Consider the following 25,133-nt stretch of genomic DNA (forward strand, 5'->3'; position numbering starts at 1 on the left):
AATGAATCTGACGCTTTATATACAGGAAGTTTCTTGCTTAAATAAACTTACCGATACTCTCAAAGGTATCTTTATAATCAAGTACTTTATGACGAAGAGTTAAAAAATCATCGAGTGTAAATTCAGATTCTCGAGAACTATTTTTAAGTATATATTTTCCTTGTTTACATTCAACTTCCATTGAGTGTGCTAGCTTATTTCTAGGTACAATTATATCTTCTGTATATTTCGATAAGCTTTCAATATGAGCATAAAGCTGTTCATCATCTAAATCATTTAACATTTTAATAAGAAGAGTAATTTTAGGGTTACTACTAATCAAATCAGTATAAGTATTGATGTGTCCGTCTTTAGAAAGTTTTTTAATCTTTTCAACTTGCTTTTCATGGAAACTAAGGACGTTATTAAATATATGCCCAACAGCTTCTTCTTTGAGGTTTTCACATTCCATCTTATCAAAAGTTGTATGGATAATATTATCAATAAAATGATCAAAATCGGCAACAGCAGCCAGATAAAGCCCTCTCATTTGATTTAAATCTAAAAGCTTCTTGAGTCGCACTTCTATCAAATGAATTAAAGAATTAGGTAAATCCGCACGGTTATAACAGTACACACCATCTACATTTATTTTTTTCTTAAATCACTAGGAGTTTCACTGCTATAAAATGCAATATCTGTCGCAGTACAAAACCTCCTGATAATCTTGATTAATTCACTACCTGTTCTTGCACCAGTCTGCATTTTATAATCTATAACAAGTAAGTCATATTCGTTTTTTCTAAATAAAGTCTTTAGAGCGTTTTCATTTTGAACTTCATTTACTAACTTTAAGTTTAGCTCAAATCCCATTCTTGCAAGCTTTTCCCTTACTCTATCTTGTGCTGCACTGACTTGGTTTTGTCTATCATCAATCCATAAAACATCGTACTTCAATTTCACTTTGCAAACCTCACTGTAAATTTAGCTCCATCTTCATATGAAAGGTCAGCTTCAATACTACCTCCCATAGCATTTATTACCTGCTTAACATGAAAAAGCCCCAAACCTGAACCGTCAGTTGTTGTTACTCCCATGTCAAATATAGAATCAATGTCTAGTTTTAAGTGTTCAGCAAAACCTAAACCATCATCAAAAATGTCTATTTTCAATCTATCCTTTCCATAACTCATAGAATCAAAACAAATCTTAGAGCAGCCAGTATTAGGCTTAGCCGCATTATGCACCAAGTTATCAATAACAATCATAAGCTCTAATGGCATAAACTCCATTTCCCACTCAGTACCGTCTGCTTTCCACGAAACTTCGATATCCGGGTGATATTGGCTTGCTATATTTTCTAAATACTGTCTTGAAAACTCCACAATATCATCTTGAATAAGTTCTGCACTCATTCTGTAATCAGCTAGAGTAGCTATACGGCTAACTGTAAGTATTTGCTGGTTTTGAAAGCTAATAGACTCAAGAAGTGACTTAATATCATCTGAGGAAATATCATTTCCTCTATTTAAGTTATCTAATTTCAATTGAATTAAGTGGTTGATACTTGAGGAGTAAATACCAATTTGATGATGAAAGTTTCGGACTGTATCAAGTTCAACAGATGAAGCTTGCTTTAAAAAGCGATTTCTCTTTTTCTCTTCTTCAAGGGCATGCTCAACAACATCAATATGCTCTTCAGCTGTTTCTAAATCTTGTGATAATTGATCTCTTTCTTTTTCAGCTTCGTTTTTAGCCTCTTTTGCTTTTTGAGCTTCTAACTCCGCTAATCGCCGTATCTCTTTTTCTTTTTCAGCCTCTAAACGTGATTTTTCTTCAGCCTCCTTGAGTTCTTCATAACGAGTGATTGCCAATTCAACTTTTTTCTTCAACTCGTCAGAATCAGAGTTTTCAACAAACTTTTGTAAATGAGTTATATTATCTTCAAAGCTTTCATTACGAATACTGATAGTGTCAATAAGTGATTCACTATAATCAAGAAGCTCAATATTTTTACCAGCGATCAATTTAGCTAATACTTTTATTACTCTATTTTTACCCTGATCGGTTAAAATTCGACTTAAATCATCAGTTTCAGCATCTAACTTATCTGGCCAAGATACATTAGACACATACGCCTCAAGTCTCTTTAAAGCTTTATCAAAGAAGAATAAATTAAGTTCTTCAGACGCCTCGGTATTAACTAAACCTTTATCTCGGCTACTTACTTCTTTGAATTTATCAGTAGTACCAGTTATATCAATTAACCCAAGTAACTCACGTGTGCCTAAAAATCTAGCGTAACCTTGTGATTTTCTTGAATTTAACTTGTAGTAATCTTCGTCGGGGTCACCAACTGGAACAACTCTAAATCCATTATTAAAAAGAAATACTGAGCCAAATTGAGTAGCAGGAATGCCCATATGCCTAGTAAAGTTATACTTGGCTGTGGTATTCATGTAATACAGTTCTATTTTTACAGATGTATCAATTAAAGAAGCATACGGTGAAGGCTCTTTGATTAGATAAACTCTTTCCCCTCTATCAATTAATTCCGTCGTAATAAACTGACAATCATCGGATAACTCAACTTTTATATATGTGGTTTTACTAGCTAGTTTTCCAAATATTAGATTTTTAACAGGCCCATTAATAATATCTAGATAAGGAGAGTCTTTATCTAATAGCTCATTTTTTTAAACTTTTCTTTTAGCTTTGTATACTCATCTTTATCTTTTTCTAACTCATCAGGAGCATGGAGGTATATATCAAAATCTTTTTTAACTCCAAACGGGTCAATTAACTTTGCAATCGAAGACTTTAATTTTTTAAGTTTATTTCTATCCCAAGAATTTTCCTCTCTGATGTTAGAAATTTTTAAAACTGTTCCTGTTTTGAGTGATAAGTCTGATAATTCGCTAGGTAAGCTAAATTTACTCGTTGTTTTGAAATTAACTTTTACATCTTGAAACTGATTATTTTGATCAGCTTCAAAATCTCTCCAGTCAATATAAACATTATTGATAACATCATCAGATAAACTTTTTGATTGAATATTTAATTCTAAACCAAGCCTGTCACAAGAAAAACGACCAACGCCTTTGTTGCCAGCATATGATTTTCTAGTTGCTCTTAAATTAGTTCTATAATCCTGAGCTAGGGCAATATCCTCTGTATTATCAGACTTTGCAGAGTACGCTACAAATAACCACTTATTGATTAAATCATCCTTTGACATTCCTTTGCCATTATCAATTATATATATACAGTTATTTCCGAAAAAAAGCTCAACTCGATCAGCATACGCATCAAACGAATTCTTAACTAATTCAAAAATAGCTACAAAATCATTAACAATTAAGTCTTTTCCTATAATATTTTTTAACCCAGAACTTATTTTAAACTTCACCTAAAAATCCTTTTCATGTAAATGACTAATTAATTGACCTAAAACTTCTCCAACTAATGGTGGTACGGCATTACCTACTTGGGTATACCTTGGGCATTCTTGAGTTCTTCTACTCCCGCCAGTTGTATATTTCCCTCTAAATACAAAGTCATCAGGAAACGATTGTATTCTGGCATTTTCTCTAACGGTCAAAATTCGTGGTTCAGAGTAATGGAGTAAGTCATCAGGCAAGGTTGTCAAAGTTCTTGATGGCTCTTTAGGGTTAAGAACTGAAATAACTTGTTTCTTAATTCCTAAAGCCACTTTATTTTCATCGCTTAAGCCTTTGCCTGGTTCACACAGTGACTGAATCAACTTAAATCGTTCAATGGTTGCGTGTCTATGTCGTGCGATTCTAAGACTGTTAGGTTTAGAGCCATTTAGTCCTTTTCTCATTAATTTCTGATAAGCGTTAAGGGACTTAGGCGGCTTATATTGAATTTGTTTAAAACCGCTATTGTCGTTACCAGAGTGGTAAATTAATTCCGATTTTGATAGCTCTAGATCACAAATCGCTTGTCTTACACTTACGTGTTTAGCAGGCAGTTTTTTATTTTTTAAGAAATCTAACCTAAGACCTTCCAATAGTTCAAAAGGCTTGGTGTTATTAGTGGCTAAATCTTTACGAATACCAATCATAATAAAACGGGTACGCTTTTGAGGTACGCCGTAATACTCACTATGAACGTAATCAGTAAATACTTTATAACCTAGGGCTTCAATTCGTGCTTTAACAACCATAGCGTAAGGTTGTTTTTCTCGCTTACCGTCGGAGTCTTTGAAAGTAGAGTTAAACCCTCTTACATTTTCTAATACCAAATATTTAGGTGATACTAACTTCACCATCTTTATATATTCGTCTGATAATTTATTTCTAGGATCTTTTGAATTTCTTCTGCCAGCCAATGAAAATCCTTGGCAAGGTGGGCCTCCTGCAATTAGATCAACCTTACCTTTAAGGTTTGATAATTGCTCAGGATATTGTTCTAGTATTTCTTGAATAGTGGTTGCTTGTTTGGGCAGCCAACTAGGCCAATCGAAGTGATTATATTTACCATCAATTAAATTATATCTAAAAGTTTCAAAAGCCATTGAATCTTTCTCAACAGCAAAGACGCCTTTCCAACCAGCATTGCCCAATCCTAATGAGAAGCCGCCACAACCCGAGAAGAGGTCAATATATTTACCGGGATTTTTGCTTGTCTTCCTTGCAGTCATTGTTACTGATTGACCTAATTATTGATTATCATATTTAGGTGATAATACCAAACTTGTTTAGACATACTAGAATATTTTGTACTGTAATTAATAAACTTCAATAATTGAAGAATTAAGAGGCTGTCATCATAGTGTTTTGTCACTGAAATAGGCTTAATCCAAATTCAGTTGGTTAGGTATTAAAACTATAGAGCACTATCAAGACATATATGGACGCTCCGCTATGGTCAAGGCAATATTTGCCTCCATCTTCAATTCGAAGATGTTTACTTCTTTATTTTTATTAGCACATCAACTCTGACGATAAATAATTAAGGGTCGTACTGACATATATCCGGCCTATTATGAGAGTGAGGTTATTGGTGTACTCTCTGGCCCTAATGAGATCCGCACTTAACTGTCTCAAACACCCACTCGGTTTTAAAAACCTAGTCTCGTACAGACTGTTGCTAAGTGCGGGAAACCCGCTTTTACATCATTTTTCGTCGACTTTGATTGTGTATTTTATCTATATCGTTTTATCATATTAGGCTTGATATTTAGCTAGCTACCGGCTGATAGTTTTCATTTCGCTGTAATAATATCCAAGCTAATCGGGCTAGACGATTGGCCAGTGCTACCGCCGCTTTGTTCTTGCCACGTCGTTCAACTAGTTGTTTTACCCATACGGACAATTTGTCATCTCGGTTTTTTGTGCGATACATCACACTGCGCGCACCATGTATGAGTTGTTTGCGTAAATATTGATTACCGCGTTTGGTAATACCGCCATAAAAAGACTTTTCCCCACTGGCATATTGCTTAGGAGTGACACCTAACCATACCGACAATGCTCGAGGGGTTGCAAACTGACTCCCATTGCCAATTGCTGCATATAATGCGGTGGCATTAAGCACGCCTACACCTGGTAGCGTCATTAATCGTTGGCATAGGGGTTTTGTTGAACATATTGCTTTAACTCGTTTTCAATAGACTGGCAGCGCTTGCTGAGTTGGTCGTATTCTTCCTTGGTGTCTCTTAGCTGGTGTTTCATTCGTAGGCTAATACGTTCATCTTTTGGGTCAATAAGGGCGGTAATATGCAGTGTAAAGCTTTTTAAGCCTTGAGGGATAATCACGCCATACTCGCTAAGTAGCCCTCGTGTTTGATTAATAATACTGGTTCGTCTGGCAATCAACTTATCGCGAATACGATGCAGTGCTTGAATGTCTTGTTGCTCCACAGATTTAAGCGGCACAAATTTAATGTTAGGGCGCCAAGAGGCTTCCGCAATCGCGATGCTATCATTACGGTCATTTTTATTCCCTCGTACAAAAGGTTTAACGTGTTGGGCAGGAATTAAACGCACGATATGCCCCATCCCATCAAACAGCCGCGCCCAATGGTGGCACTATCAAGACACCCATAAAAGTAAATCTCTTAGAGGTTGTAGGGCACTATCAAGACACCCATAAAAGAGGCACTATCAAAGGCACTATCAAGACACCCATAAAAGAGGCACTATCAAGACACCCATAAAAGTAAATCTCTTAGAGGTTGTTGTCACGTTTAGTGATGGGGAGTTAGTTGGCTTGGCAATATTGTAGAAGCGTGGATTCCGGCTAAAAAGCGTACCGGAATGACGATGTTGGAGTGAAACTTATCAGTAAACTTATCAGGGGCAGAACAAAGTTAAATCAATAAACAGGACTGTCATCAAAGTTGTTGTTTATAAAATAGTGGATTCCGGCTTGAAAGACGGCACTATCAAAAACCACTATCAAGACACCCATAAAAGTAAATCTCTTAGAGGTTGTTGTCACGTTTAGTGATGGGTAGTTAGTTGGCTTGGCAATATTGTAGAAGCGGGGATTCCGGCTAAAAAGCGCACCGGAATGACGATGGTGGAGTGTATGTCGTTCGGGGATCACTGGCATGACGATGATTGAATGTATGTTGTCCAGCGATAGTAAGTTCATGTTGTCAAAAAACAAAAAAGGCGCTAGTAGCGCCTTTTCTAATGCTCTTTTAAAATAACAAAACTAGTCGTTGCTATGCAGGCTAGCATTTAAGCCGCCCCATTTTGATGAGTCAGCGACTATGGCTTCTACCATGCCGTTTTGGCTGTTACGGCGGAATAACAAACCGTTTAAGCCTGATAATTGACGGGCAGATACTACTTCGCCGTCTGGGGTTTTTACTTTTGTACCAGCGGTAACATAAAGGCCTGCTTCAACAATGCAGTCATCGCCCAATGAAATACCAATACCGGCGTTAGCCCCAACCATGCTGTTTTGGCCGATTGAGTTGATTGTTTTACCACCACCAGACAAGGTGCCCATTGTGGATGCGCCACCGCCTATGTCAGAGCCGTTACCAACAATAACGCCTTGAGAAATACGTCCTTCAACCATAGAGCTGCCTAATGTTCCGGCGTTGAAGTTAACAAAACCTTCGTGCATCACTGTGGTACCAGAGGCTAAATGTGCGCCTAATCGAGCACGGTCAGCATCACCAATACGCACGCCTTCTGGGATCACGTAGTCAGTCATGCGTGGGAACTTGTCGATTGAAGATACGGTTAGATGATGGTTCTCAGAGGCGATGAGTTCTCTTAATTCTTCAACTTTATTTGGTAAAACGGGGCCGGCTGATGTCCATGCAACGTTGGTTAGTAAACCAAATACGCCTTCTAGATTAATGGCATTAGGTTGTACCGCACACTCAGATAGCAAGTGCAAACGCAGATAGGCGTCTTCGGCTGATTTAGGGGCTTGGTCAATTTCTAGCTCTACTTCGATTAGTTCGCCTTCGATCAATCCTGTTTTGCTGGCTAGACAGCTACGGGTAATTTGCTTGTTACTGCGAGGAAACCAAACATCTAAAGTTTTGCCCGTTTCTACGTCTATATATCTGTGACCATTACGTTTTATTGTCATTACTGTATCCTTAAATTTTCACATATGGTAATTATCGCGCGTCTGGGTTGAGTTAACAGCCACAATTTTTTTATAGGTTATAGCTAAATGATGAAAAGCCCTGTAAAACGGTGGAATGGTGCAGGGGATTTATTAATAATCTTCACTTAGATTGAATTAAAAGCAAACAGTCGAGTCATATTTTTTGAACATTCATTGGCTAATATATTAAGTCTGAAGCTACTAGCGGGCTTGTGTTGAGTTTTCTCTGCTATAAGCTGTTTACTGTTTTTATGAGGAGTCCAGGTTGTATGTTTAACAAGTGGTGTCTGAGTCAAATTAACCCAACTTTTTGGGGCTTGAGAATACTCTATGTGGTCGGGTTAGTGGTGAGTTTTCCAAGTTTGGCTAAATACACCGAGTTGTTTTCTGAGCATAATATTTCGGTTCCTTTCAAGGTGAATCAAGGGGTTGTGGCTGCCGACATTTTAGCGCACCTAGGAATAGAGCTTTTGGTCATTGGGGTTGATGAGCAACAGCAACGTAAGCTGGCCATTTATGGTGTCAACATTAATGAATATGAAGTGTTGGATCTTATTGATATTCCAAATAATTTTTGGGGGTATGATTTAGGAGATAAGAACGCTGAAGGGATGCGACAGCTGTATTTTTTGACCCAGTCAAAGGTGTTACGTTACGTTCCAGCGCACCATTCGCAGCCAGCAAAAATGCAGGTCGAGCAAGATGTTGAGTCAATGTATTTGAGCGCACAATCCGATTCATTTATGCAGATAGATTTTGTGCAAGACCTAAACAATGATGGCGAAGATGATATTTTCTTACCTCACTTCCAACAGGTGAATTTGTGGCTAACAGACGGTTCAGATATAAAGCAGCGCCAAAGTTTGCCTATAGGCGCAAGGTTGCAATTAAAGCATAGTCAATTTCGATTCTTCGATGCAGATTTGTATTTTGAAGATATGAACCAGGATACTAAAACCGATATTGTTTACCTGTCGCAAGATAAAGTGGCGACACATCTACAAAATGACAAAGGGCTTTTTTCTACAGAACCTGTGTACATTGATATTTTGCCCATGGTGTCAGCTCATGAGTGGTGGGATATTACAGATGTAAATGGTCAAGAATTGGATCAAAGCAATTTAACCCATCGAAAATTAGATGGGTTAAGAGATATCAATGGTGATGGCATTGCCGATTTAGTTGTGAAGTACACCCAAAGTTCTGGGGTGTTAGATAAAACCATCGACTATGAATTTTATTACGGGTCTTTGAAAGATGGCGTATTGGAATATGAGCATGATATTTCTAGCAAAGTGTCATCGAAAGATACGTTAACTGATTTACAGTTTGTTGATTTAGAAAATGATGGCAGGTTGGAAGTATTAGTGTCGTCTTTCGATATTGGTATTTCACAAATAGTTGGCGCTCTTATGTCAGGCAGCATCGATCAAGATTCAATGATTTTTGCGATGGATGACAAGGATGAGTTTGCTAAAGAGCCATTGCTTAATCAAGAAGTTGAAATGACGTTTAGCTTATCTTCTGGTTCTCGTGGCGAACCCATGATAAAAATGATAGACCTAAATAAAGATGGGGTTAAAGACATGGTTTACTCAGATGGTGACGCGTTAATTCGGGCTCTGTTAGCTACCCCGGGTGAGAAAAGACCGTACTCAAGGTGGTCACTAAAACAAAAAATATCCATGCCCAAAAATCCAGCGAATGCCTTAACTCAAGATTTAAATGAAGATGGTAAAACCGATTTGGTTTTGCATTATGGTCCTGCAGATAAGTCTGAGTTGTTGCAACGTCTAGTGATACTGATTGCCATGTAGTCCAACTCTTGTTGATAAGTTGCCACTTAGCCTATTGCATATTACTAGTATGAATTAGGCTTATATGTTAGCCCCAAGTAAGGGAGCTTAATCCCGCAAAATAACCAACAGGGTTGTTAGGCCTTTGAGGTGAGTTGCATTGTGACAGTTTCTATAGCGCCAATGACTTGTTCTACAATAGTAGGATTTAATGCGTCTGGGTGTGGTAAAGAGAATTGTCCCGAGTCGTTATCGAAATACAAACCACTTGATTGCTTGAATTCTTCATCTAGGGCTAACTTTTTCAGGATCTTGGCACCAATACTGATATCACTGCCCGCAACACCAAAGCCCTCTTTTACCATTTTACTGGCGAGTAATGACCTAGGATTGACTGCAATCATAACGGGTCCATTGTCCTGATTATGTTTGGCAAAATACTGAGACCAGATGGTGATGGCTAGTTTACTTTGTGCATACGCATCCATGTCTGCTAATTTTGCTTCGCCTTTAAATGCCCTTAGATTGATTGGTGCTTGGGCGGCCGAAGACAAATTTATCACACGGCTGTTTGCATTCAATACAGACGTTAATAAGTTTGTTAGTAGGTAAGGGGCAATAGTGTTCACCATAAAGCGAATATCTAGGCCGTCTTCCGTTTCGGTCATTGGGGTGCGAAATATACCGGCGTTGTTTAGTAGAACATCAAGTTGTTGGTGCTCAGCCATGATATTTTGGGCTAGGGCTTGAATGTCTGCAGTTTTAGACAAATCTGCAACGTAAGTGGCCACTGGGTATGCCGTATTAGGGGTCGTCAACTGTTCGGCGACCTTTTTAAGCTTGTCAGGATTACGGCCATGTATCAATACTTGATGGCCGAGAGAAACCAACAGTTTGGCAGTCGCTAAGCCGATTCCATCTGTTGCGCCTGTGATGAGAATGGTTTTTGCGCTCGTTGCTTGCATAGTCGTAATCCTTAATATTGTCAGTTTGTTTGGCCGATAAAGGCGTTGTTATACCCATTCCAGTAAATTATTGCTCAGTGTACATCTATTTTATTGGAGTTGGTGTTACAAGAACAAATACGTGTGCTTTATTCGGCACTTGGTTCGTTTAAGCCTTCAATCAAAATATGTTGGCTGTCAGAACCTTTGTGCGCGCCGCCAAATGGGGAGTGTATTCTGGGTCATTCATAAAAGCGATAGCGGCTTCTTTTGATGGCCATTCTAATATAACCCGCACTGCTGGTTGCGGGCCTGCCCCTTCAATATATTGATGCTTGTCGGTACGGGCGATATATTTCCCGCCGTGCTTGGCTACTATTGCGCCAGCTGCTGCCGCATAACCTGCTTGCCAATCTTGGCTGGTAGGCGTTACTGCTAATACTGAATAATGGATCATAATAGTTTTCCTACTTTGGCTGATGCGTCGCTAGCAATCCAATAAACAAAGGACAGCTAGCTTCGTATAGTGTAAATAACGAATGGGCGGTGATTAAATATCAACTACCACTTTGCCCATGCCTTGACCGCTAGATAATCTAGCTTGGGCTTCGCCCGCTTGAGCCAATGAAAAAGTTAACTCATCTAATACTGGTGTTAGCGCACCGGCTTCAGCAATCTCGGTTAATTGCTGTAAGATTTTTGCGTGCTCTTGACGTTTGTAGTTATGTAACATTGGGATCAACATAAAGACTACGTGCAATGACAAACCTTTAAAATGCGCTACAGACAAATCGATTTCTAGTAAAGATACTGTTGAAGCTATTTGCGCATTTAGTGCTGCCGCTTCAAAGGAGTTGCTCATGTTTGCCCCGCCTACAGAATCAAAAATCAATTCAAAACCGGCACCGTCAGTGTATTTCTCAACATAGTCAGCGACTGTTTCTGTTTTATAGTTAATCGCGGTTGCCCCTAGTTTTTCTATCAGTGCGAGTTGTTTGTCACCGCCACCTGTTGCAAACACGTTGGCGCCAAAATGTTTCGCCAGCTGCACAGCGACATGACCTACGCCACCAGAGCCACCGTGTACTAGTACATTTTGCCCGGCATTGATACCGGCACGCTTTAAGCCTTCATAGGCTGTGATGCCAACCAAAGGGAGCGCTGCGGCTTCACGCATGCTCAAGTTTTTCGCTTTGTGAGCAATTAAATTTACGTCTGCGACAATATATTCTGCGAGGGTGCTCAGGTAACTCGCCTAAACCACCGGCGCAACCATAAACTTCATCTCCAACAGCGTACCCAGTTACCCCTTCACCTACTTCTTCAACAATTCCCGCGAAGTCCATACCAAGCACTGCGGGCAAAGGTGGCGCGAATGGTAAGTCTTTACCCATTTCGCGGATCATGGTGTCTACGGTATTAATACTAGAGGCTTTGATGTTGACCAAAACATGGCCCGCTTTAATGTCTGGTTTAGCTATATCTGCTAGTTCAAATACGTCAGGCCCGCCGAAATCTTTTATGATTGATGCTTTCATTATTAATACTCTCTGCTGTTGGGTTTATATAAGTAGTTAAGTTGCATACAAGTATATTTAATAATTTGAAATTGATAATATTCATTTAAATAGAATTACTTTATAGATTTCGTTGATAATTATGAATGTTGAGCATTTAAGTTTGTTTGTACGTGTGGCCATGACACACAATATTAGCGCGGCGGGTCAAGAGTTAGGCTTATCGCCAGCGGTAGCCAGTGCCCATATTAGTAAATTAGAAGATGCACTTAATGTTCGCTTAATTCATCGCACCACGCGAAAAGTCTCCTTAACCGAAGAAGGTGAAGCGTTTTTACCACATGCCGAAGAAGTGCTAGCCCAAGTCGATGCCGCTAGAGCGTCTGTGGGTAAGGGGAATGCTTCACCCAGCGGAAAATTGCGCGTCGCCGCACCCATATCATTTGGTCGTTCCCATTTAGTCCCGGCTCTTAAAGACTTCTTGGCTCGTTATCCTGATTTAAAAGTAGATTTTAGGTTGTCTGACTCAATGGTGGACATGGTAGAAGGCGGTTTTGATATTTCAATTCGTAACGCTGCGTTAAAAGATTCTACCTTGGTGGCAAGAAAATTAGCGGCAGATAAACGTATTGTGTGTGCTGCCCCGTCTTATCTAAAGGAATTTGGCACACCCAAGGTGCCGACAGACTTATTAGAGCACGAATGTTTGCGCTTGATTGGTTTAGAAGTGTGGAACTTTAACGGGAAAGAAGGACCGCAAAGTATCAAAACAAACGGTGCTTTTCGCACCGATAGTGGTGAGGTGGTGCGAGATGCTGCAGTAGAAGGAATAGGAATAACCATCAGCTCAACTTGGAATTGTTATCAACAGATCGCCAATGGCCAGTTAGTACAGATATTAGCGGATTATACCATTGAGCCTGAAACCGCTATTTGGGCGGTTTATCCGAGCTCGCGCCTACTAGCACCCAAAGTACGGGCCTTTATTGACTATTTCTCAGAGCGTTTTTCTGGTGTGCCTTATTGGGATGCAAAAAGTAAGCCTAGAATATTAGCGCATAACGTTGCGTTAATATCAGTCGGTAAAAAATAGCAGGTAAAAAGAGCTGAGAAAGTCGATCCCTCAGCTCTATTTAGGCGTGTTACTTATGCATGTCTGAACCGGTAGACAGTTCGGTCAGCATTCGCTCAAAAGCTTGCCAGTGACTTTTTTGATCTGCCCCTTGAGCGTAAACATAGTGCGAAACTATGTCTTTACCTAAATTGTAATTTAAGACATAAGCACGATATTGCTCAATAAACCGTATGCTTTGTTCGGCCTTGTCTTTAGAAACAAGAGAATATTTACGTCTTTGTTCGATAGCCTGTTCTCGCGTTATTTCGCCATTCAAATACAGTTGAGCGGTGGCGGTAATTGAATGGGAGAGGGTGTCGGTTAACTGAATCAGTTTTTCTAACTTTACCGCGGATTCGGCTGGTATTCCCGCTGCAGGAAACAGCACTTCTTTTTCAAATTTTATCTTTTGATTGTTTGGAAAGGCCAATTCAACGCCAAAGTTTGCGCTTCCTTCAGCAATCAGTGCATAAGGACTAAAGAGTGGGAATAACGAATATTCGATCCAACCTTTTTGTTTGAGTAATTTATTTTCAATCAGCGTATTCCACACATGGTGGCCTGGATACCCTTCGTGACAGCCTAAAGAGATGGCTCGGTCAATTTGCATTGGGAAATCTTGATTGATTTGCATCAGACTTGTGTTGGCTCCTTGATACCAATTGTAGCCAGACCAATTTTTGTCAGTGACGTATTCTAGTTTGAAATTTTCATTGTCAGGTAGTCTAATATAAGTATTTGAACGTGCGCGACATTCTTGTATGGCTAAGCCTAACACTGTATCTACTTTGTCCTCATCAATAGTAAATTTATTGCGAAAATCTTCTACTCGCTGAGATAGATCTCCTTCGCCTGGCAGGAGCTGCGCAATTTGTTGCAATGCGGCATCAAATTTAGCGAAGTCATAAGTGGGCACCTGCACGTCATAAATAAGCTTGGCTTCTTCTGAAAAGCTGAATTTCTCACCAACTAACATTCTCGCTCTAACATCCATGGCACGAACATTTCGAAATAGTGCTTTGTGTCGTAAGGCTGGCTCCTCACCATTAATCGGCATCACTTTTAAAGCGGTGAATAAAGAATGAATGTCTTTAGCTAATTGTTCTTTAGAGCGAGGTTTTTGCTGTGCTTTGTTACGCCATTCGACTGGGCCCAAATATGCGTCAACATAGTCTAGATCGTATTCACCTAATTCTAAGCCTAGTTTTACATAACGCTCAGCGGCCGCGTCTAAGGTTTCGTTGATTAGTTGTTCAGTTTGCGCAAACACGCTGAATGAAGAGAAGAGTAAAATACAAGTCAGCAAAAATGTGCGGTTAAATGCAGAAAAGTCTTTTTTTGTCATACCGATGATAGGCAACCTAATGTTATTAGTTTGTTAAATACTACCTAATTAAACGCTTTAATTCTGTTTTTATTTGTAACAAAGGTTATGAAGAGCTGAGTAATACGTGCTAACAAGCAGAAATAAAAAGAAAGGCAAATTACTTACGAACTGCAATACCCATTGGGCTTGGATTTTTGTTAACATAGCCTGCGCTTTTTTAACGCGATATCTATATTTGAAATAATTGGCCCGGTTAGTGGTCTTAGGATTGAATGAAAACTCCCAGTAGAATACAGCCTTTAGTTGAGGATGGCCTTGTTGATGAGGTGTTGTATCAATTAATGAGTGGTAAAGAAGCGACGGTTTATGCCGTGCGCTGTGGCCAAGAAGTACGCTGCGCCAAAGTATACAAAGAGGCGATGAAACGTAGTTTCAAAAAAGCAGCAGAATACCAAGAAGGCCGTAAAGTTAAAAACTCTCGACGGGCTAGAGCCATGGAAAAAGGTTCTAAGTTTGGTCGTAAGCAACAAGAAGAAGCTTGGCAAAATACTGAAGTGGATGCGCTATTTAAGCTTGCTAAAGCAGGAGTGCGGGTGCCAGAGCCCTATGGTTGTTATGACGGTGTATTGTTAATGGAGTTAGTTACTGACGATGAAGGTGATGTCGCGCCCAGATTAAACGATGTATCCATGTCACCCGAACAAGCCAAAGAGGATCATGCCTTAGTGATGCAATACGTGATGCGCATGCTATGTGTTGGTTTGGTGCATGGAGACTTATCTGAGTTTAATGTATTGGTTGATGATTATGGCCCAGTGATTATTGACTTGCCCCAAGTGGTCGATGCTGCTGCAAATAACAATGCGTTTAGTATGTTGCAGCGTGATGTACGTAATATGTCTGAATATTATGGGCAATATGCCCCAGAATTAAAAAATACCTTTTATGCAGAAGAAATGTGGGATTTATTTGAAGCAGGTAAACTCACAATAGACACTGTATTAACAGGTCAATTTGAACTTTCAGAAGATGATGCCGACGTGGATTCAGTACTTGAAGAGATTAAGGCTGCTTTCGCTGAAGAAGAAGCTCGTCGAGAAAGAATAAAAGAAGCGAACGAAGATTAATGCTACTGGCACTTAGTTCTAGAGCGGTTTATTTGTGTACAGCCAATAGTTAACGTATAAATATTGTGACATACAAAGGGTGGTCGAGAATAAAATATGAAAAATTTTGCTTTAATTACTTGCTGTTTAGCACTGTTTACAGCTTGCTCTGATACTGGAAGTGCTGACCTAGAAGCTCCTATTGCAAGCTTGAATAGGCCTAACGTGGTATTTATTTTGGTGGATGATTTGGGCTATTCTGATATTGGCGCTTACAACCCCACCTCTTTTTACGACACGCCAAATGTTGATTCACTCGCCGCACAAGGCACGCAGTTTACCCAAGGTTATGCCGCCAACCCCGTTTGTAGTCCCTCTCGATACGCGATTCTTACTGGGCGTCACCCTAGCCGAATTAATGCCACTGATTGGTTTCATATTAATGGTTGGCCTCACAGGTCTGAAAAATTTAACCCCGCGCCTTTGATACAAAAATTGCCTCTGTGGGAACAAACCCTAGCAGAAACTTTTAACGAAGCGGGCTATGCCACGTCTTTTTTAGGTAAATGGCACTTGGGAGAAAAGCCTACACATTGGCCAGAGGAACATGGTTTTGATATTAATATTGGCGGTATTGCTAATGGTCACCCGGCTAATGGTTATTTTTCACCATATAAGAATGCTCGGTTGCCAGATGGTGAAGATGGTGAGTATTTAACAGAGCGACTGACCTCAGAAGCGATAAGCATAATCGACCAAAATGCCAAGAAAAATCAACCCTTCTTTTTGTATTTGTCTTTTTATACGGTACACACGCCCCTGCAAGCTCCTGCCGATGTGGTGAGTCGATATGAAACCAAACGAGATACAACAGATACCTCTGATAGCTTTGCCGCAGAAGAACAAATTTGGCCAAGGGATGAACCAAGACAGGTAAGAGTGAAACAAAACCATCCGACTTATGCTGCCATGGTTTCTAAAATGGATAGTCAGGTTGGTCGTATTTTAAAGAAATTAAAAGACGAAAACCTAGATGACAATACGATTGTTGTATTTACCTCTGACAACGGTGGACTTTCCACTGCAGAAGGCTCTCCTACCTCGAATCTTCCATTGCGAGGTGGCAAAGGTTGGCTGTATGAGGGAGGCATTAGAGTGCCTTTTATTGTCAAAATACCGGGTGCAAAAGCTAATGGCACGCAAGTTGATCAACCTGTGGTGTCTACCGACTTTTACCCTACATTGTTACAAGCGGCCGGTATCAAACTTAATCCTAAGCAGCATCAAGATGGGGTGTCTCTGGCTCCTTTGCTAAGTGGTCAGCCTGATATCGAGCATGAGCAAAGGCCTATTTATTTTCATTATCCTCATTATTCAAACCAGGGGGGCTTTCCAGGTGCGGCAGTTCGTTTAGGGGATTGGAAGTTATTGGAAAGGTTTGAAGATGGCAAAGTACAATTGTTTAATCTTGCCCAAGATGTAGGTGAACAACAGGATCTTGCTAAGCAACAACCTAAAAAAGTAAAAGAACTACGGGCGATGTTACATGCTTGGTATAAAGAAGTAGATGCTCAGTTTATTCAAGATAAAGACAACCTTCAACCATGGTCAAATCAGTTGTAATCCAACTTAATTTCTGGATAAGAAGTATCGTTTAGGCTAAACAATCCAATGCCGTTAGACACAAAAAGAGCGTTATCGAGAGGTGCGGCTTTTCCATGATTCAGGTTAATTTATTGTTGCATCACTTTTGATGCAACTACATTTTAGCTGTGGGTAGATATCGAAAAGAATGATGAATTAACGATGACTGAGGCAAGGTAATCGATCAGTTAAAAGCCAGCCTAAACTAGGCTGTTTAGGTGGCTAGCTCTACTCTATTTCTGCCTGCTTCTTTTGCTGCGTACAGTGATTTGTCTGCTCTTTCAATCATACTGATCAAAAGCTCATCTTGATGCCGACTAGCAATACCAAATGAGGCGGTAATAGGTGGGATTTTAGTGCCAGTTCGTTTGTTGTTATATGGTGTGATAGCCAACTTACTTCGAATACTCTCGGCCAACGCATGTGCTTCTTGTAAGTTGTGATCAGGGCATAGTAGGGCGAACTCCTCACCACCTAAACGCACAGCAACAACTGGATCTGTACAGGCATTTTTGAGCAATTTGCCAACAACTTGTAAAATTTGATCACCTAATACATGGCCATGGGTGTCGTTAAATAGTTTAAATTTATCAATATCCATAATTACCAATGTAAGATCGGCGCTGCTGTTGCTATCTTCAACAAAGTCTAAGTAAATGGATTCCATGGCCCGTCGATTTAATAAGCCAGTAAGAGGGTCAGTACTGGCTTCTCGTCTACTGTTATCAAGTTCTTCTTTTAAAGAGTTAATTTCTGTTTTAGCCGCTGTCAGTTGCTTTTGAAATATATCGTTGGCACTGCAGATAGCGTTCGCGTTAGCGCTAAGTTCTTTTAGAATAGGAGATAAGTCTTCTTGGGTTTCTATGGTTGCAAGTGTCGATACGTTGCCTCTTAAGGCTTTAGAAAAATCGGTGGTTTGTTTGGCTGTAGTACTTAATGAGTCTGAGAGGTCGTCGACTAGAACAGACAATATTTTTTGAAAAGCAAACAGTTGTTGCTCGTTGTCTTGGTCTACGGCACTAATGTGATTTAGAAATAGTGTCTCACTGACAATGGTTGGGCATGTGCCATAGCGTTCAACAGTTTCGTCTAGCTCTTTATTTAAAAGCGGGAATAAGTTCGAGTAGTAGCTATACCATAACGTATAGTTCAAAGGATTAGGCACAATGTTGTATTTCATCATTGTTGGCACTGCCTGACGCAAAAAGTCTACAGCTTGATCTGAGTTTTCAGAAAACTTCATTTAATTCCTTAGCTTAAACATTTAAGTTATACAAGAATGATTACTAGTACATAGAAAACGCCATCAAGACGGAGTGAAATCTCCACCTAATTATGGCGTTATTTATACTTTAAGTTTAATCCTAGCTCTCGAATATAGGATTGCTCTGCTTCTATGTCGGCACTAAAAACAGGCTTTTGTTGCAGCCAGTCAGTAGGAAATTGAATATATAACCCCTTGCTGTCTGCTTTTAGTAGGATATCAGGTAAAATATCATCTTGTCTTTTAATATTTAGTAATACAGCTAAGCGTAGCAATGCAATTAATTTATACACATCACTTTGTTTTAATAGCGCAAACTCGGGCATCTCAGATAACTTAATTTTTTTCCGATGAAAGCGAGTTAATACCGCTAATAACGTTTGTTGCTCTTGACTAAATCCTGCAGCTCAATATTTTGCAAAATATAACTAGAATGCCTTTGAATACCTCGGGTATTAATTTGTAAGCCTACTTCATGCAATAGTGCAGACCAACCTAACAAGTTTTTTAATTCAGATTGATCTATATCCCATGATTTCTTAACTTGCCGATATAAATCTAAAGTAGTGGTTAATACGCGTTTGGCATGGGCAACATCAACGTCGTAACGGGTGGCCAAACTTTGCGCACTGCGTTCACGAATGTCGACTTGCTGTAAGTTGTCTTCCATTTCATAGAGTACACCTTCGCGTAGAGCCGCGCTAGAAAGCTTCATCTCGGTAATTTTCAAGCTTTTGAATATGCCAATTAATACCGCGAGACCGGCTGCGAACACAGGTTTTCGGTCTTCTGATAAACCATCTAACGCTAAGTCAGCGCTATTTTTAGCGGCACAGCATAATTCCATTAGTGTGTATAAGTCACTTAAGCTGACGTGATTATCTCTATTGGTGCCGTCTAAATGGGAAGCCAGTTCGACAATAGTCTTAATGGTTCCCGACGTGCCTATACAGGCCTGCCAACCAATACTTTTATATTTTTTGTCAATGAGCTCCATGGATTGCTCTGCAGCCGTAATCGCTTTTTCAAAAGCTTTGGGTTTAAGCTCTCCTTGCTTGAAGAATTTACTGGTGTAACTGACACAGCCCATTTGGATACTGCGTAATATATTGGTTTCAAAACCTTCACCAATAATAAATTCTGTTGAGCCGCCACCAATATCAATGACCAGTCGTTTACCTTCTTGGTGGTTAGTATGTGCGACCCCTTGATAAATTAATCGGGCCTCTTCAACTCCGGATATTATTTCTATCGGAAAAGGAAATACCTCTTTCGCAGCTCTAATAAATTCATTGGCATTGCTGGCCTTGCGCAGCGCATGAGTTGCTACCACCCTGACATATTTAGGTTCAAAGCCCTGTAAGCTTTCAGCCACCAGTTTTAATGCATCTAAGCCTCGATTCATGGCTTCTTCAGACAATTTTCCATCTTTATCTAGGCCTTCGGCTAGGCGTACTTTAGGTTTCAGTCTATGCAGAATTTGCACCGAATCGGCCACTATGCGAGCCACCACTAAATGAAAACTGTTAGAACCTATATCCAATGCGGCAACTTGAATATGGTCTCGTTCTTCAACACTTTCAAAAGCGGATTTAATACTCGACATAGTTATCCTTTTTCATTTGTTTTTATGTACTTGTATGTCTCTATTTGTGATCGCAGATGTTTACGATTACCACGACGGACATATTTGTTGACTTGCTCTTTGTCAATAACGCGAGCTTTTAGGGTGTCTTTAAATTGTAGCTCCATGATATCGAAAATTTTCTTCTTCAAATCAGGATCGTAAATGGGGCAACCTACTTCAATGCGAAAGTCCATGTTTCGGGTCATCCAATCGGCCGATGAAATAAACACTTTTTGTTCACCGGCACTCTCAAATATCATGACTCTTGGATGTTCTAAAAATCTGTCCACGACACTGATGACGCTAATATTTTCACTCAGCCCTTTTACACCAGGATCAATGAACACATGCCGCGAATAATTGCCTTAACTTTGACACCCGCTTGACTGGCTTTATATAAGTCGTCAATTAACGTTTTATCATCTAAATTGTTAATTTTTAGCGTAATACCTGCCTTCAGACCTTCTTTGGCATTTTGAATCTCTTGACGAATTAACAATTGAATTTTAGTTCTATTGTTTAAAGGTGATACTTGTAAATGCTTAAATTTTTGTCGGCGATAGGGGGCCATGATGAAGGTGAAAACATCTTCCGCTTCTTTGGCAATCTCTTGATTACGAGTAAATAGACTAAAGTCGGTGTATATTTTTGCCGTTTTTTCGTTAAAGTTGCCCGTGCCCAAATGTGCGTAATTGATTAACTCGCCGTTTTCTTCGCGGGTAACCACACACAGTTTGCTATGAATTTTCAAGGCAACCATACCGAATACCACTTTAACCCCTGCATCGGTTAGTACTTTGGCCCATTCAATGTTGTTTTCTTCATCGAACCTTGCTCTAAGTTCAATCACTACCGTTACTTTCTTGCCGTTGTCAACCGCGTCTATTAATGAGCTGATAACCCTAGAATTACTGGCTACACGATAAATGTTGAGGCGAATATGTTTTACTTTAGGGTCAAATGCCGCTTGTCGAACAAACTCTGTAACGTGCAAAAACTTATGGTACGGATAATACAACAAAATATCTTTGGCAGTTATGGCGTCAAATACTGTATCGTAATTGGTAAAGTCTTTACAGGTCATGGCCGGCAATTCAGGATTTTCTAGATAACTACGACCAATATTAGGAAAGCCAATAAAGTCTTTTAAAGTTTCGATAGGGCCCACTTGCGATGAGACTATCGTAGGAAGATATTTTTAGTCTTTTCTTTAAATCTTTCAACGTTTCTTCGGGCATTCTGCTGTCGTAAACCACACGAACTGGCTCGGCGATTAAACGTTGTTTGACACTTTCAGACATTCTATCCATGAAACTTTCATCAATTTCATCATTGATAGAATATTCTGCGTCTCGGGTCATCTTAAATGAGTACGCTTCGAGATGTTCGAAATCAATAAACCCTTTGAATATGTTTTCCAAATTAAGGCGAATGATGTCATCCAATAACACGATATATTTTTTCTTGCGGCTTTTTTCGGGGGGATTACCACAAAGCGTGACAAGTGTTGAGAAGGCACTTCAATGACGGCGAAAGCGTCGGCTTTATCGGTTCGTTGAATGCGCACATATAAGTATGTAGATGAGTCGTTGAGGCGATTCAGGAGTTTCACTTTTTTATTCAGTAAAACTGGCGCGATATGACAGAGAATTTTACTTTTAAAATAATTGGCTAACCAGTCGGCATGGTACGCATTTAAATCTTCCTCACCGATTAAAAATATATTGTAACGCGCCAACCCTTTGACAATATCTGTGTAGGCTTTGTCGAATTCACCGGTCATTTTCAACACTTTTTGTTGAATTTGATCCATCAACATTTTAGTTTGTTCGGCTTCATCTTTTTTGCCTTCATCTATATAAATATAGATTTGACGTTTGACTTCTGCCACTCGAACTCGGTAGAACTCATCCATGTTATTAGAATAAATGCCTAAAAATCGAATTCGCTCAATAATGGGGTTTGTGGCGTCTTTTGCTTCTTGCAACACGCGATGGTTGAAAGACAACCAACTTAATTCTCTAGGATAATAAATAGTAGGTAAATCAGACATGCAGACTCTTAATACGGCGAATTTAAAACACTAGATCGTCCATTGATAGTGTGACAATTTAATGACAAAGGCAACACTCAAGACAAAAACAAAAGTAAGGACCCATTCATCTACTTGATTATTGACATTCGATATCCACCATTAAATCGTTGGCAATCGCTTCTAAACCTTCACGTAAGCGGTCTAGGTCAAAATCTACTGTTGTAGAAATAATCGCCGTTGCTTTAAATAATAACCCGCCCCAATTAGGGGCACTTTCACAACTTGAATCAAATTTAATAATATTTACGTTAAATTGGTTGAGTATTTGCGTCAGGTCTTGCACTATCCCCGACCTGTCATTCCCCATGATTTCAATCTTAGCGTTTCGTTGGTCAATAGTTTCGACTGTGTGGCCTGGCAATAGGTGAATTTTGAGTATAGGGTGTTCGGAGAATAGTTTGATTAACTTAGCATGTTTAGCTTCTGGTAAATCAATGTGTACAAATCCAGCAAAATGACCGGCCATATGGGACAAGTTACTGCCTAGCCAATTGCCGCCCATGTCGTAAACGGTTTGGGCTAGGTTACTAATTAAGCCGGGTTGGTCTTGTCCTACTAAAGTAAATATCATTGGTTTCATAAAAGCGTCACACTACTGTAATAAAGTCTCTGCGGTCATTGCTGTAGCCTAATACATTCTACCTAATATGTAAGCGTTTAATTTTAGTTTGACGACTATTTCGAGAGCTAACTTAATGAACTTTAGATTGATGGCAGTTCTAGATAGTGATTATCAGAAAAATAAGCCTATATGAGGTTTTTAGTTCCATTACATTCCATATTAGATTTAGCTATATGGTTGAATGATTGTTAATTTAATACTGAAGAGAAAAATTATGCCAATAAATTCATTTTTGGGCGTGTTTGCAAAATCGCCACTTAAACCGCTCGAAGATCATATTAATCTTGTGAATAGCTGTAGTCAGGGCTTGTTACCGTTTTTTGAAGCGGTTTATGCGCAAGATTGGAAGACTGCGTTTGATTGTCAAAGTGCTATTTCTCAGAAAGAGAAAAAGGCTGATGAAATCAAACGTGAGTTACGTATGAGTTTACCGGTTGGTATCTTCATGCCTATTCAGCGCCAAGATGTGTTAGAGCTTTTAACTCAGCAAGACAAAATTGCTAATAAAGCCAAAGATATTTCTGGCCGAATATTGGGACGCCAATTGGTGATACCTACAGAACTGCAAGAATCCTTTATGGAGTATTTGGTTCGTTGTTTAGATGCAACTAAACAGGCGACCAAAGTGATCAATGAATTAGATGATTTGTTAGAGACCGGTTTTAAAGGACGCGAAGTGCGTGTGGTAGAGGATATGATCGAACGCCTAGACGCAATAGAAGATGATACCGACAAATTGCAAATTAGTTTACGTCGTTCGTTGTTGGCACTCGAAAAGGACTTGAATCCAGTTGATGTGATGTTTCTTTATAACATTATTGAATGGGTCGGTGAATTAGCCGATATTTCTGAACGAGTCGGTTCTCGACTTGAATTAATGTTAGCCAGTTAAAAGAAGATATTAGCTATGGATATTTTACAAAATTACGGCCTAATTTTAATTATCACTGCAGCAGCCGTGGGTTTTTTAATGGCTTGGGGTATAGGCGCTAATGATGTGGCCAATGCAATGGGCACTTCAGTGGGTTCAAAAGCGATTACCATCAAGCAGGCCATTATTATTGCGATGATTTTTGAATTTGCAGGGGCTTACTTAGCGGGTGGCGAAGTCACTTCTACCATTCGTAAAGGCATTATTGATTCTGCTTATTTCGTGGACTCCCTGAGTTACTGGTATATGGCATGATATCGGCGCTATTCGCTGCGGGTGTTTGGTTGGCTGTTGCCTCTTATTTAGGTTGGCCTGTGTCAACCACGCACTCAATTATCGGTGCTATTGTTGGATTTGCCGCCGTGGGGGTAAGTAGTGATTCTGTAGAGTGGGGTAAAGTAACAGGTATTGTAGGTAGTTGGGTGGTCACGCCAGCAATATCAGGAATGATTGCTTATCTGATATTTCAAAGTGCCCAAAAATTAATTTTTAATACAGAAGACCCACTGGCCAGCGCCAAACGATATGTGCCATATTATATGGCTGCGGCTGGTTTTGTAATGTCTTTGGTTACCATTAAAAAAGGCTTATCTCATGTTGGCCTAGATATTGACGCTAGCACTGGCTATTTTATTGCGATTGGCGTGGCTATTTTTGTTGGTGTGATAGGCGCAGTCGTAATAAACCGTCTGAAGCTAGGAGAGTCTACCGATCGAAGTACACACTACGCTAACGTAGAAAAAATATTTGCCGTACTAATGGTGGTAAGTGCTTGTTGTATGGCTTTTGCTCATGGTTCAAATGATGTTGCAAATGCAATTGGTCCATTAGCAGCGGTTGTGACGGTGGTAAATAGTGGTGGTGAAATTGGTGCCAAAGCGCCTTTGGTTTGGTGGATTTTACCATTGGGTGCTGTGGGGATTGTATTCGGTCTAGCACTATTTGGGCATAAGGTTATTAAAACAATCGGAAATGGGATCACCCATTTAACACCTAGTCGCGGGTTTGCGGCAGAACTTGCCGCTGCGTCAACAGTTGTTATTGCATCAGGCACCGGGTTGCCAATTTCTACTACGCAAACGTTGGTGGGAGCAGTTTTAGGGGTAGGTATGGCCAAAGGTATTGCTGCTATCAATTTAGGTGTAGTGAGAAACATCGTGATTTCATGGGTGGTCACCTTACCGGCTGGTGCGGGCCTTTCCATCGTATTCTTCTTTATGATAAAAGGTATTTTTGCTCCTTAGTGTATTAAATAGAGCATACATAAATAGCGTTTATAACAGTCAGTTTCCGGTATGATGCCGCACCAAAGCCCAGCGATACGTTTACATATCATCACGTATCACTGGGCTTTTTACGTTTTATTGTTACTTTGCGGGCGATTAAAACCATTCTTTGATACCGACGTCTTGTTCAAAAACTGCTGGATGGGTGTAAAGCGATCACTTATCAACATAGATTGATATACAGTCCTCATCAAAACTTGTTAGGAAAGTGTATTTCGAGCAAGGGAAAGATCACTAACCTTTTGTATATATGGGGAATTATGCAAATGATGATTA

The 25,133-nt window shown here is 39.8% G+C and carries 18 protein-coding genes and 4 pseudogenes; 6 read left to right on the forward strand and 16 right to left on the reverse strand.

What is annotated here, in order from left to right:
• Positions 1 to 37: 37 nt before the first annotated feature.
• The 8 genes from RS130_RS10305 to RS130_RS10340 all read right to left on the reverse strand — a co-directional run bounded on the left by RS130_RS10305 (position 38) and on the right by RS130_RS10340 (position 7,563).
• Positions 38 to 616: a hypothetical protein gene (locus RS130_RS10305; RefSeq protein ID WP_316025883.1), complete on the reverse strand. Its 579-nt coding sequence runs from the start codon at positions 614 to 616 to the stop codon at positions 38 to 40.
• Positions 617 to 627: 11 nt separating this feature from the next.
• The gene (locus tag RS130_RS10310; protein WP_316025884.1) at positions 628 to 942 is read right to left on the reverse strand and encodes a response regulator; all 315 of its coding nucleotides are present in this window, start codon (positions 940 to 942) and stop codon (positions 628 to 630) included.
• Entirely contained in the window at positions 939 to 2,438 is a 1,500-nt protein-coding gene (locus tag RS130_RS10315; protein ID WP_316025885.1) for a sensor histidine kinase, read from the reverse strand. The genes RS130_RS10310 and RS130_RS10315 overlap by 4 nt, the downstream gene beginning before the upstream one ends.
• Before the next feature lie 221 nt (positions 2,439 to 2,659).
• Positions 2,660 to 3,388, reverse strand: coding sequence for an ATP-binding protein (locus RS130_RS10320; RefSeq protein WP_316025886.1), 729 nt, complete (start codon positions 3,386 to 3,388; stop codon positions 2,660 to 2,662).
• The gene (locus RS130_RS10325; protein ID WP_316025887.1) at positions 3,389 to 4,645 is read right to left on the reverse strand and encodes a DNA cytosine methyltransferase; all 1,257 of its coding nucleotides are present in this window, start codon (positions 4,643 to 4,645) and stop codon (positions 3,389 to 3,391) included.
• Positions 4,646 to 5,184: 539 nt separating this feature from the next.
• Positions 5,185 to 5,541: a transposase gene (locus RS130_RS10330; RefSeq protein WP_316025888.1), complete on the reverse strand. Its 357-nt coding sequence runs from the start codon at positions 5,539 to 5,541 to the stop codon at positions 5,185 to 5,187.
• 20 nt (positions 5,542 to 5,561) lie between these two features.
• On the reverse strand, positions 5,562 to 5,993 hold the full coding sequence (locus RS130_RS10335; protein ID WP_316025889.1) for an IS110 family transposase: 432 nt from the start codon (positions 5,991 to 5,993) through the stop codon (positions 5,562 to 5,564).
• A 673-nt stretch (positions 5,994 to 6,666) separates the two neighbouring features.
• Positions 6,667 to 7,563 (reverse strand): DapH/DapD/GlmU-related protein, encoded by an 897-nt coding sequence (locus tag RS130_RS10340; RefSeq protein WP_316025890.1) that lies wholly within the window; start codon positions 7,561 to 7,563, stop codon positions 6,667 to 6,669.
• A 290-nt stretch (positions 7,564 to 7,853) separates the two neighbouring features.
• On the opposite strand from RS130_RS10340, the gene RS130_RS10345 reads away from it, so the two are divergent.
• The gene (locus tag RS130_RS10345) at positions 7,854 to 9,401 is read left to right on the forward strand and encodes a VCBS repeat-containing protein (protein WP_316025891.1); all 1,548 of its coding nucleotides are present in this window, start codon (positions 7,854 to 7,856) and stop codon (positions 9,399 to 9,401) included.
• A 116-nt stretch (positions 9,402 to 9,517) separates the two neighbouring features.
• Here the strand turns inward: RS130_RS10345 and RS130_RS10350 are convergent, their stop codons facing one another.
• The 3 genes and pseudogenes from RS130_RS10350 to RS130_RS10360 all read right to left on the reverse strand — a co-directional run bounded on the left by RS130_RS10350 (position 9,518) and on the right by RS130_RS10360 (position 11,862).
• Positions 9,518 to 10,345, reverse strand: a complete 828-nt coding sequence (locus RS130_RS10350; RefSeq protein ID WP_316025892.1) for an SDR family NAD(P)-dependent oxidoreductase — start codon at positions 10,343 to 10,345, stop codon at positions 9,518 to 9,520.
• Between the two features lie 160 nt (positions 10,346 to 10,505).
• On the reverse strand, positions 10,506 to 10,781 hold the full coding sequence (locus RS130_RS10355; protein WP_316025893.1) for a DUF1330 domain-containing protein: 276 nt from the start codon (positions 10,779 to 10,781) through the stop codon (positions 10,506 to 10,508).
• Positions 10,782 to 10,874: 93 nt separating this feature from the next.
• Positions 10,875 to 11,862 (reverse strand): annotated as a pseudogene (locus RS130_RS10360) (zinc-dependent alcohol dehydrogenase family protein).
• A 121-nt stretch (positions 11,863 to 11,983) separates the two neighbouring features.
• Between RS130_RS10360 and RS130_RS10365 the strand changes: the two are divergent.
• A complete protein-coding gene (locus tag RS130_RS10365; RefSeq protein WP_316025894.1) occupies positions 11,984 to 12,934 on the forward strand; it encodes a LysR family transcriptional regulator in 951 nt (316 codons plus the stop codon).
• Between the two features lie 49 nt (positions 12,935 to 12,983).
• Here the strand turns inward: RS130_RS10365 and RS130_RS10370 are convergent, their stop codons facing one another.
• Entirely contained in the window at positions 12,984 to 14,300 is a 1,317-nt protein-coding gene (locus RS130_RS10370; protein WP_316025895.1) for a hypothetical protein, read from the reverse strand.
• Between the two features lie 254 nt (positions 14,301 to 14,554).
• On the opposite strand from RS130_RS10370, the gene RS130_RS10375 reads away from it, so the two are divergent.
• A complete protein-coding gene (locus RS130_RS10375; protein ID WP_316025896.1) occupies positions 14,555 to 15,409 on the forward strand; it encodes a PA4780 family RIO1-like protein kinase in 855 nt (284 codons plus the stop codon).
• 96 nt (positions 15,410 to 15,505) lie between these two features.
• Positions 15,506 to 17,011, forward strand: a complete 1,506-nt coding sequence (locus tag RS130_RS10380) for a sulfatase (RefSeq protein WP_316025897.1) — start codon at positions 15,506 to 15,508, stop codon at positions 17,009 to 17,011.
• A gap of 235 nt (positions 17,012 to 17,246) precedes the next feature.
• Here the strand turns inward: RS130_RS10380 and RS130_RS10385 are convergent, their stop codons facing one another.
• The 4 genes and pseudogenes from RS130_RS10385 to RS130_RS10400 form a co-directional block, all read right to left on the reverse strand.
• Positions 17,247 to 18,275 carry a GGDEF domain-containing protein gene (locus RS130_RS10385; protein WP_316025898.1) on the reverse strand — a complete coding sequence of 343 codons (1,029 nt, stop codon included), beginning with the start codon at positions 18,273 to 18,275 and terminating at the stop codon, positions 17,247 to 17,249.
• Positions 18,276 to 18,373: 98 nt separating this feature from the next.
• Positions 18,374 to 19,902 (reverse strand): annotated as a pseudogene (gene ppx, locus RS130_RS10390) (exopolyphosphatase).
• 2 nt (positions 19,903 to 19,904) lie between these two features.
• Positions 19,905 to 21,976 (reverse strand): annotated as a pseudogene (ppk1, locus tag RS130_RS10395) (polyphosphate kinase 1).
• A gap of 118 nt (positions 21,977 to 22,094) precedes the next feature.
• The gene (locus tag RS130_RS10400; protein WP_316025899.1) at positions 22,095 to 22,598 is read right to left on the reverse strand and encodes a glycine cleavage system transcriptional repressor; all 504 of its coding nucleotides are present in this window, start codon (positions 22,596 to 22,598) and stop codon (positions 22,095 to 22,097) included.
• Between the two features lie 256 nt (positions 22,599 to 22,854).
• Here RS130_RS10400 and RS130_RS10405 point away from each other — a divergent pair, with 256 nt between their 5' ends.
• On the forward strand, positions 22,855 to 23,532 hold the full coding sequence (locus RS130_RS10405; RefSeq protein WP_316025900.1) for a TIGR00153 family protein: 678 nt from the start codon (positions 22,855 to 22,857) through the stop codon (positions 23,530 to 23,532).
• 15 nt (positions 23,533 to 23,547) lie between these two features.
• Positions 23,548 to 24,815 (forward strand): annotated as a pseudogene (locus RS130_RS10410) (inorganic phosphate transporter).
• Positions 24,816 to 25,133: the final 318 nt, after the last annotated feature.

It is taken from the genome of Paraglaciecola aquimarina (genome assembly GCF_032464635.1).
In the GTDB taxonomy this organism is placed as follows: domain Bacteria; phylum Pseudomonadota; class Gammaproteobacteria; order Enterobacterales; family Alteromonadaceae; genus Paraglaciecola; species Paraglaciecola aquimarina.

Excerpts from the sequence above, each read along its gene's own strand:
- RS130_RS10380 (WP_316025897.1), top strand. The coding sequence starts at position 15,506 with ATGAAAAATTTTGCTTTAATTACTTGCTGTTTAGCACTGTTTACAGCT.
- RS130_RS10405 (WP_316025900.1), top strand. The coding sequence starts at position 22,855 with ATGCCAATAAATTCATTTTTGGGCGTGTTTGCAAAATCGCCACTTAAA.
- RS130_RS10375 (WP_316025896.1), top strand. The coding sequence starts at position 14,555 with ATGAAAACTCCCAGTAGAATACAGCCTTTAGTTGAGGATGGCCTTGTT.
- RS130_RS10340 (WP_316025890.1), bottom strand. The coding sequence starts at position 7,563 with ATGACAATAAAACGTAATGGTCACAGATATATAGACGTAGAAACGGGC.
- RS130_RS10370 (WP_316025895.1), bottom strand. The coding sequence starts at position 14,300 with ATGACAAAAAAAGACTTTTCTGCATTTAACCGCACATTTTTGCTGACT.
- RS130_RS10355 (WP_316025893.1), bottom strand. The coding sequence starts at position 10,781 with ATGATCCATTATTCAGTATTAGCAGTAACGCCTACCAGCCAAGATTGG.
- RS130_RS10365 (WP_316025894.1), top strand. The coding sequence starts at position 11,984 with ATGAATGTTGAGCATTTAAGTTTGTTTGTACGTGTGGCCATGACACAC.
- RS130_RS10350 (WP_316025892.1), bottom strand. The coding sequence starts at position 10,345 with ATGCAAGCAACGAGCGCAAAAACCATTCTCATCACAGGCGCAACAGAT.
- RS130_RS10385 (WP_316025898.1), bottom strand. The coding sequence starts at position 18,275 with ATGAAGTTTTCTGAAAACTCAGATCAAGCTGTAGACTTTTTGCGTCAG.
- RS130_RS10400 (WP_316025899.1), bottom strand. The coding sequence starts at position 22,598 with ATGAAACCAATGATATTTACTTTAGTAGGACAAGACCAACCCGGCTTA.
- RS130_RS10325 (WP_316025887.1), bottom strand. The coding sequence starts at position 4,645 with ATGACTGCAAGGAAGACAAGCAAAAATCCCGGTAAATATATTGACCTC.
- RS130_RS10345 (WP_316025891.1), top strand. The coding sequence starts at position 7,854 with ATGTTTAACAAGTGGTGTCTGAGTCAAATTAACCCAACTTTTTGGGGC.
- RS130_RS10315 (WP_316025885.1), bottom strand. The coding sequence starts at position 2,438 with ATGAATACCACAGCCAAGTATAACTTTACTAGGCATATGGGCATTCCT.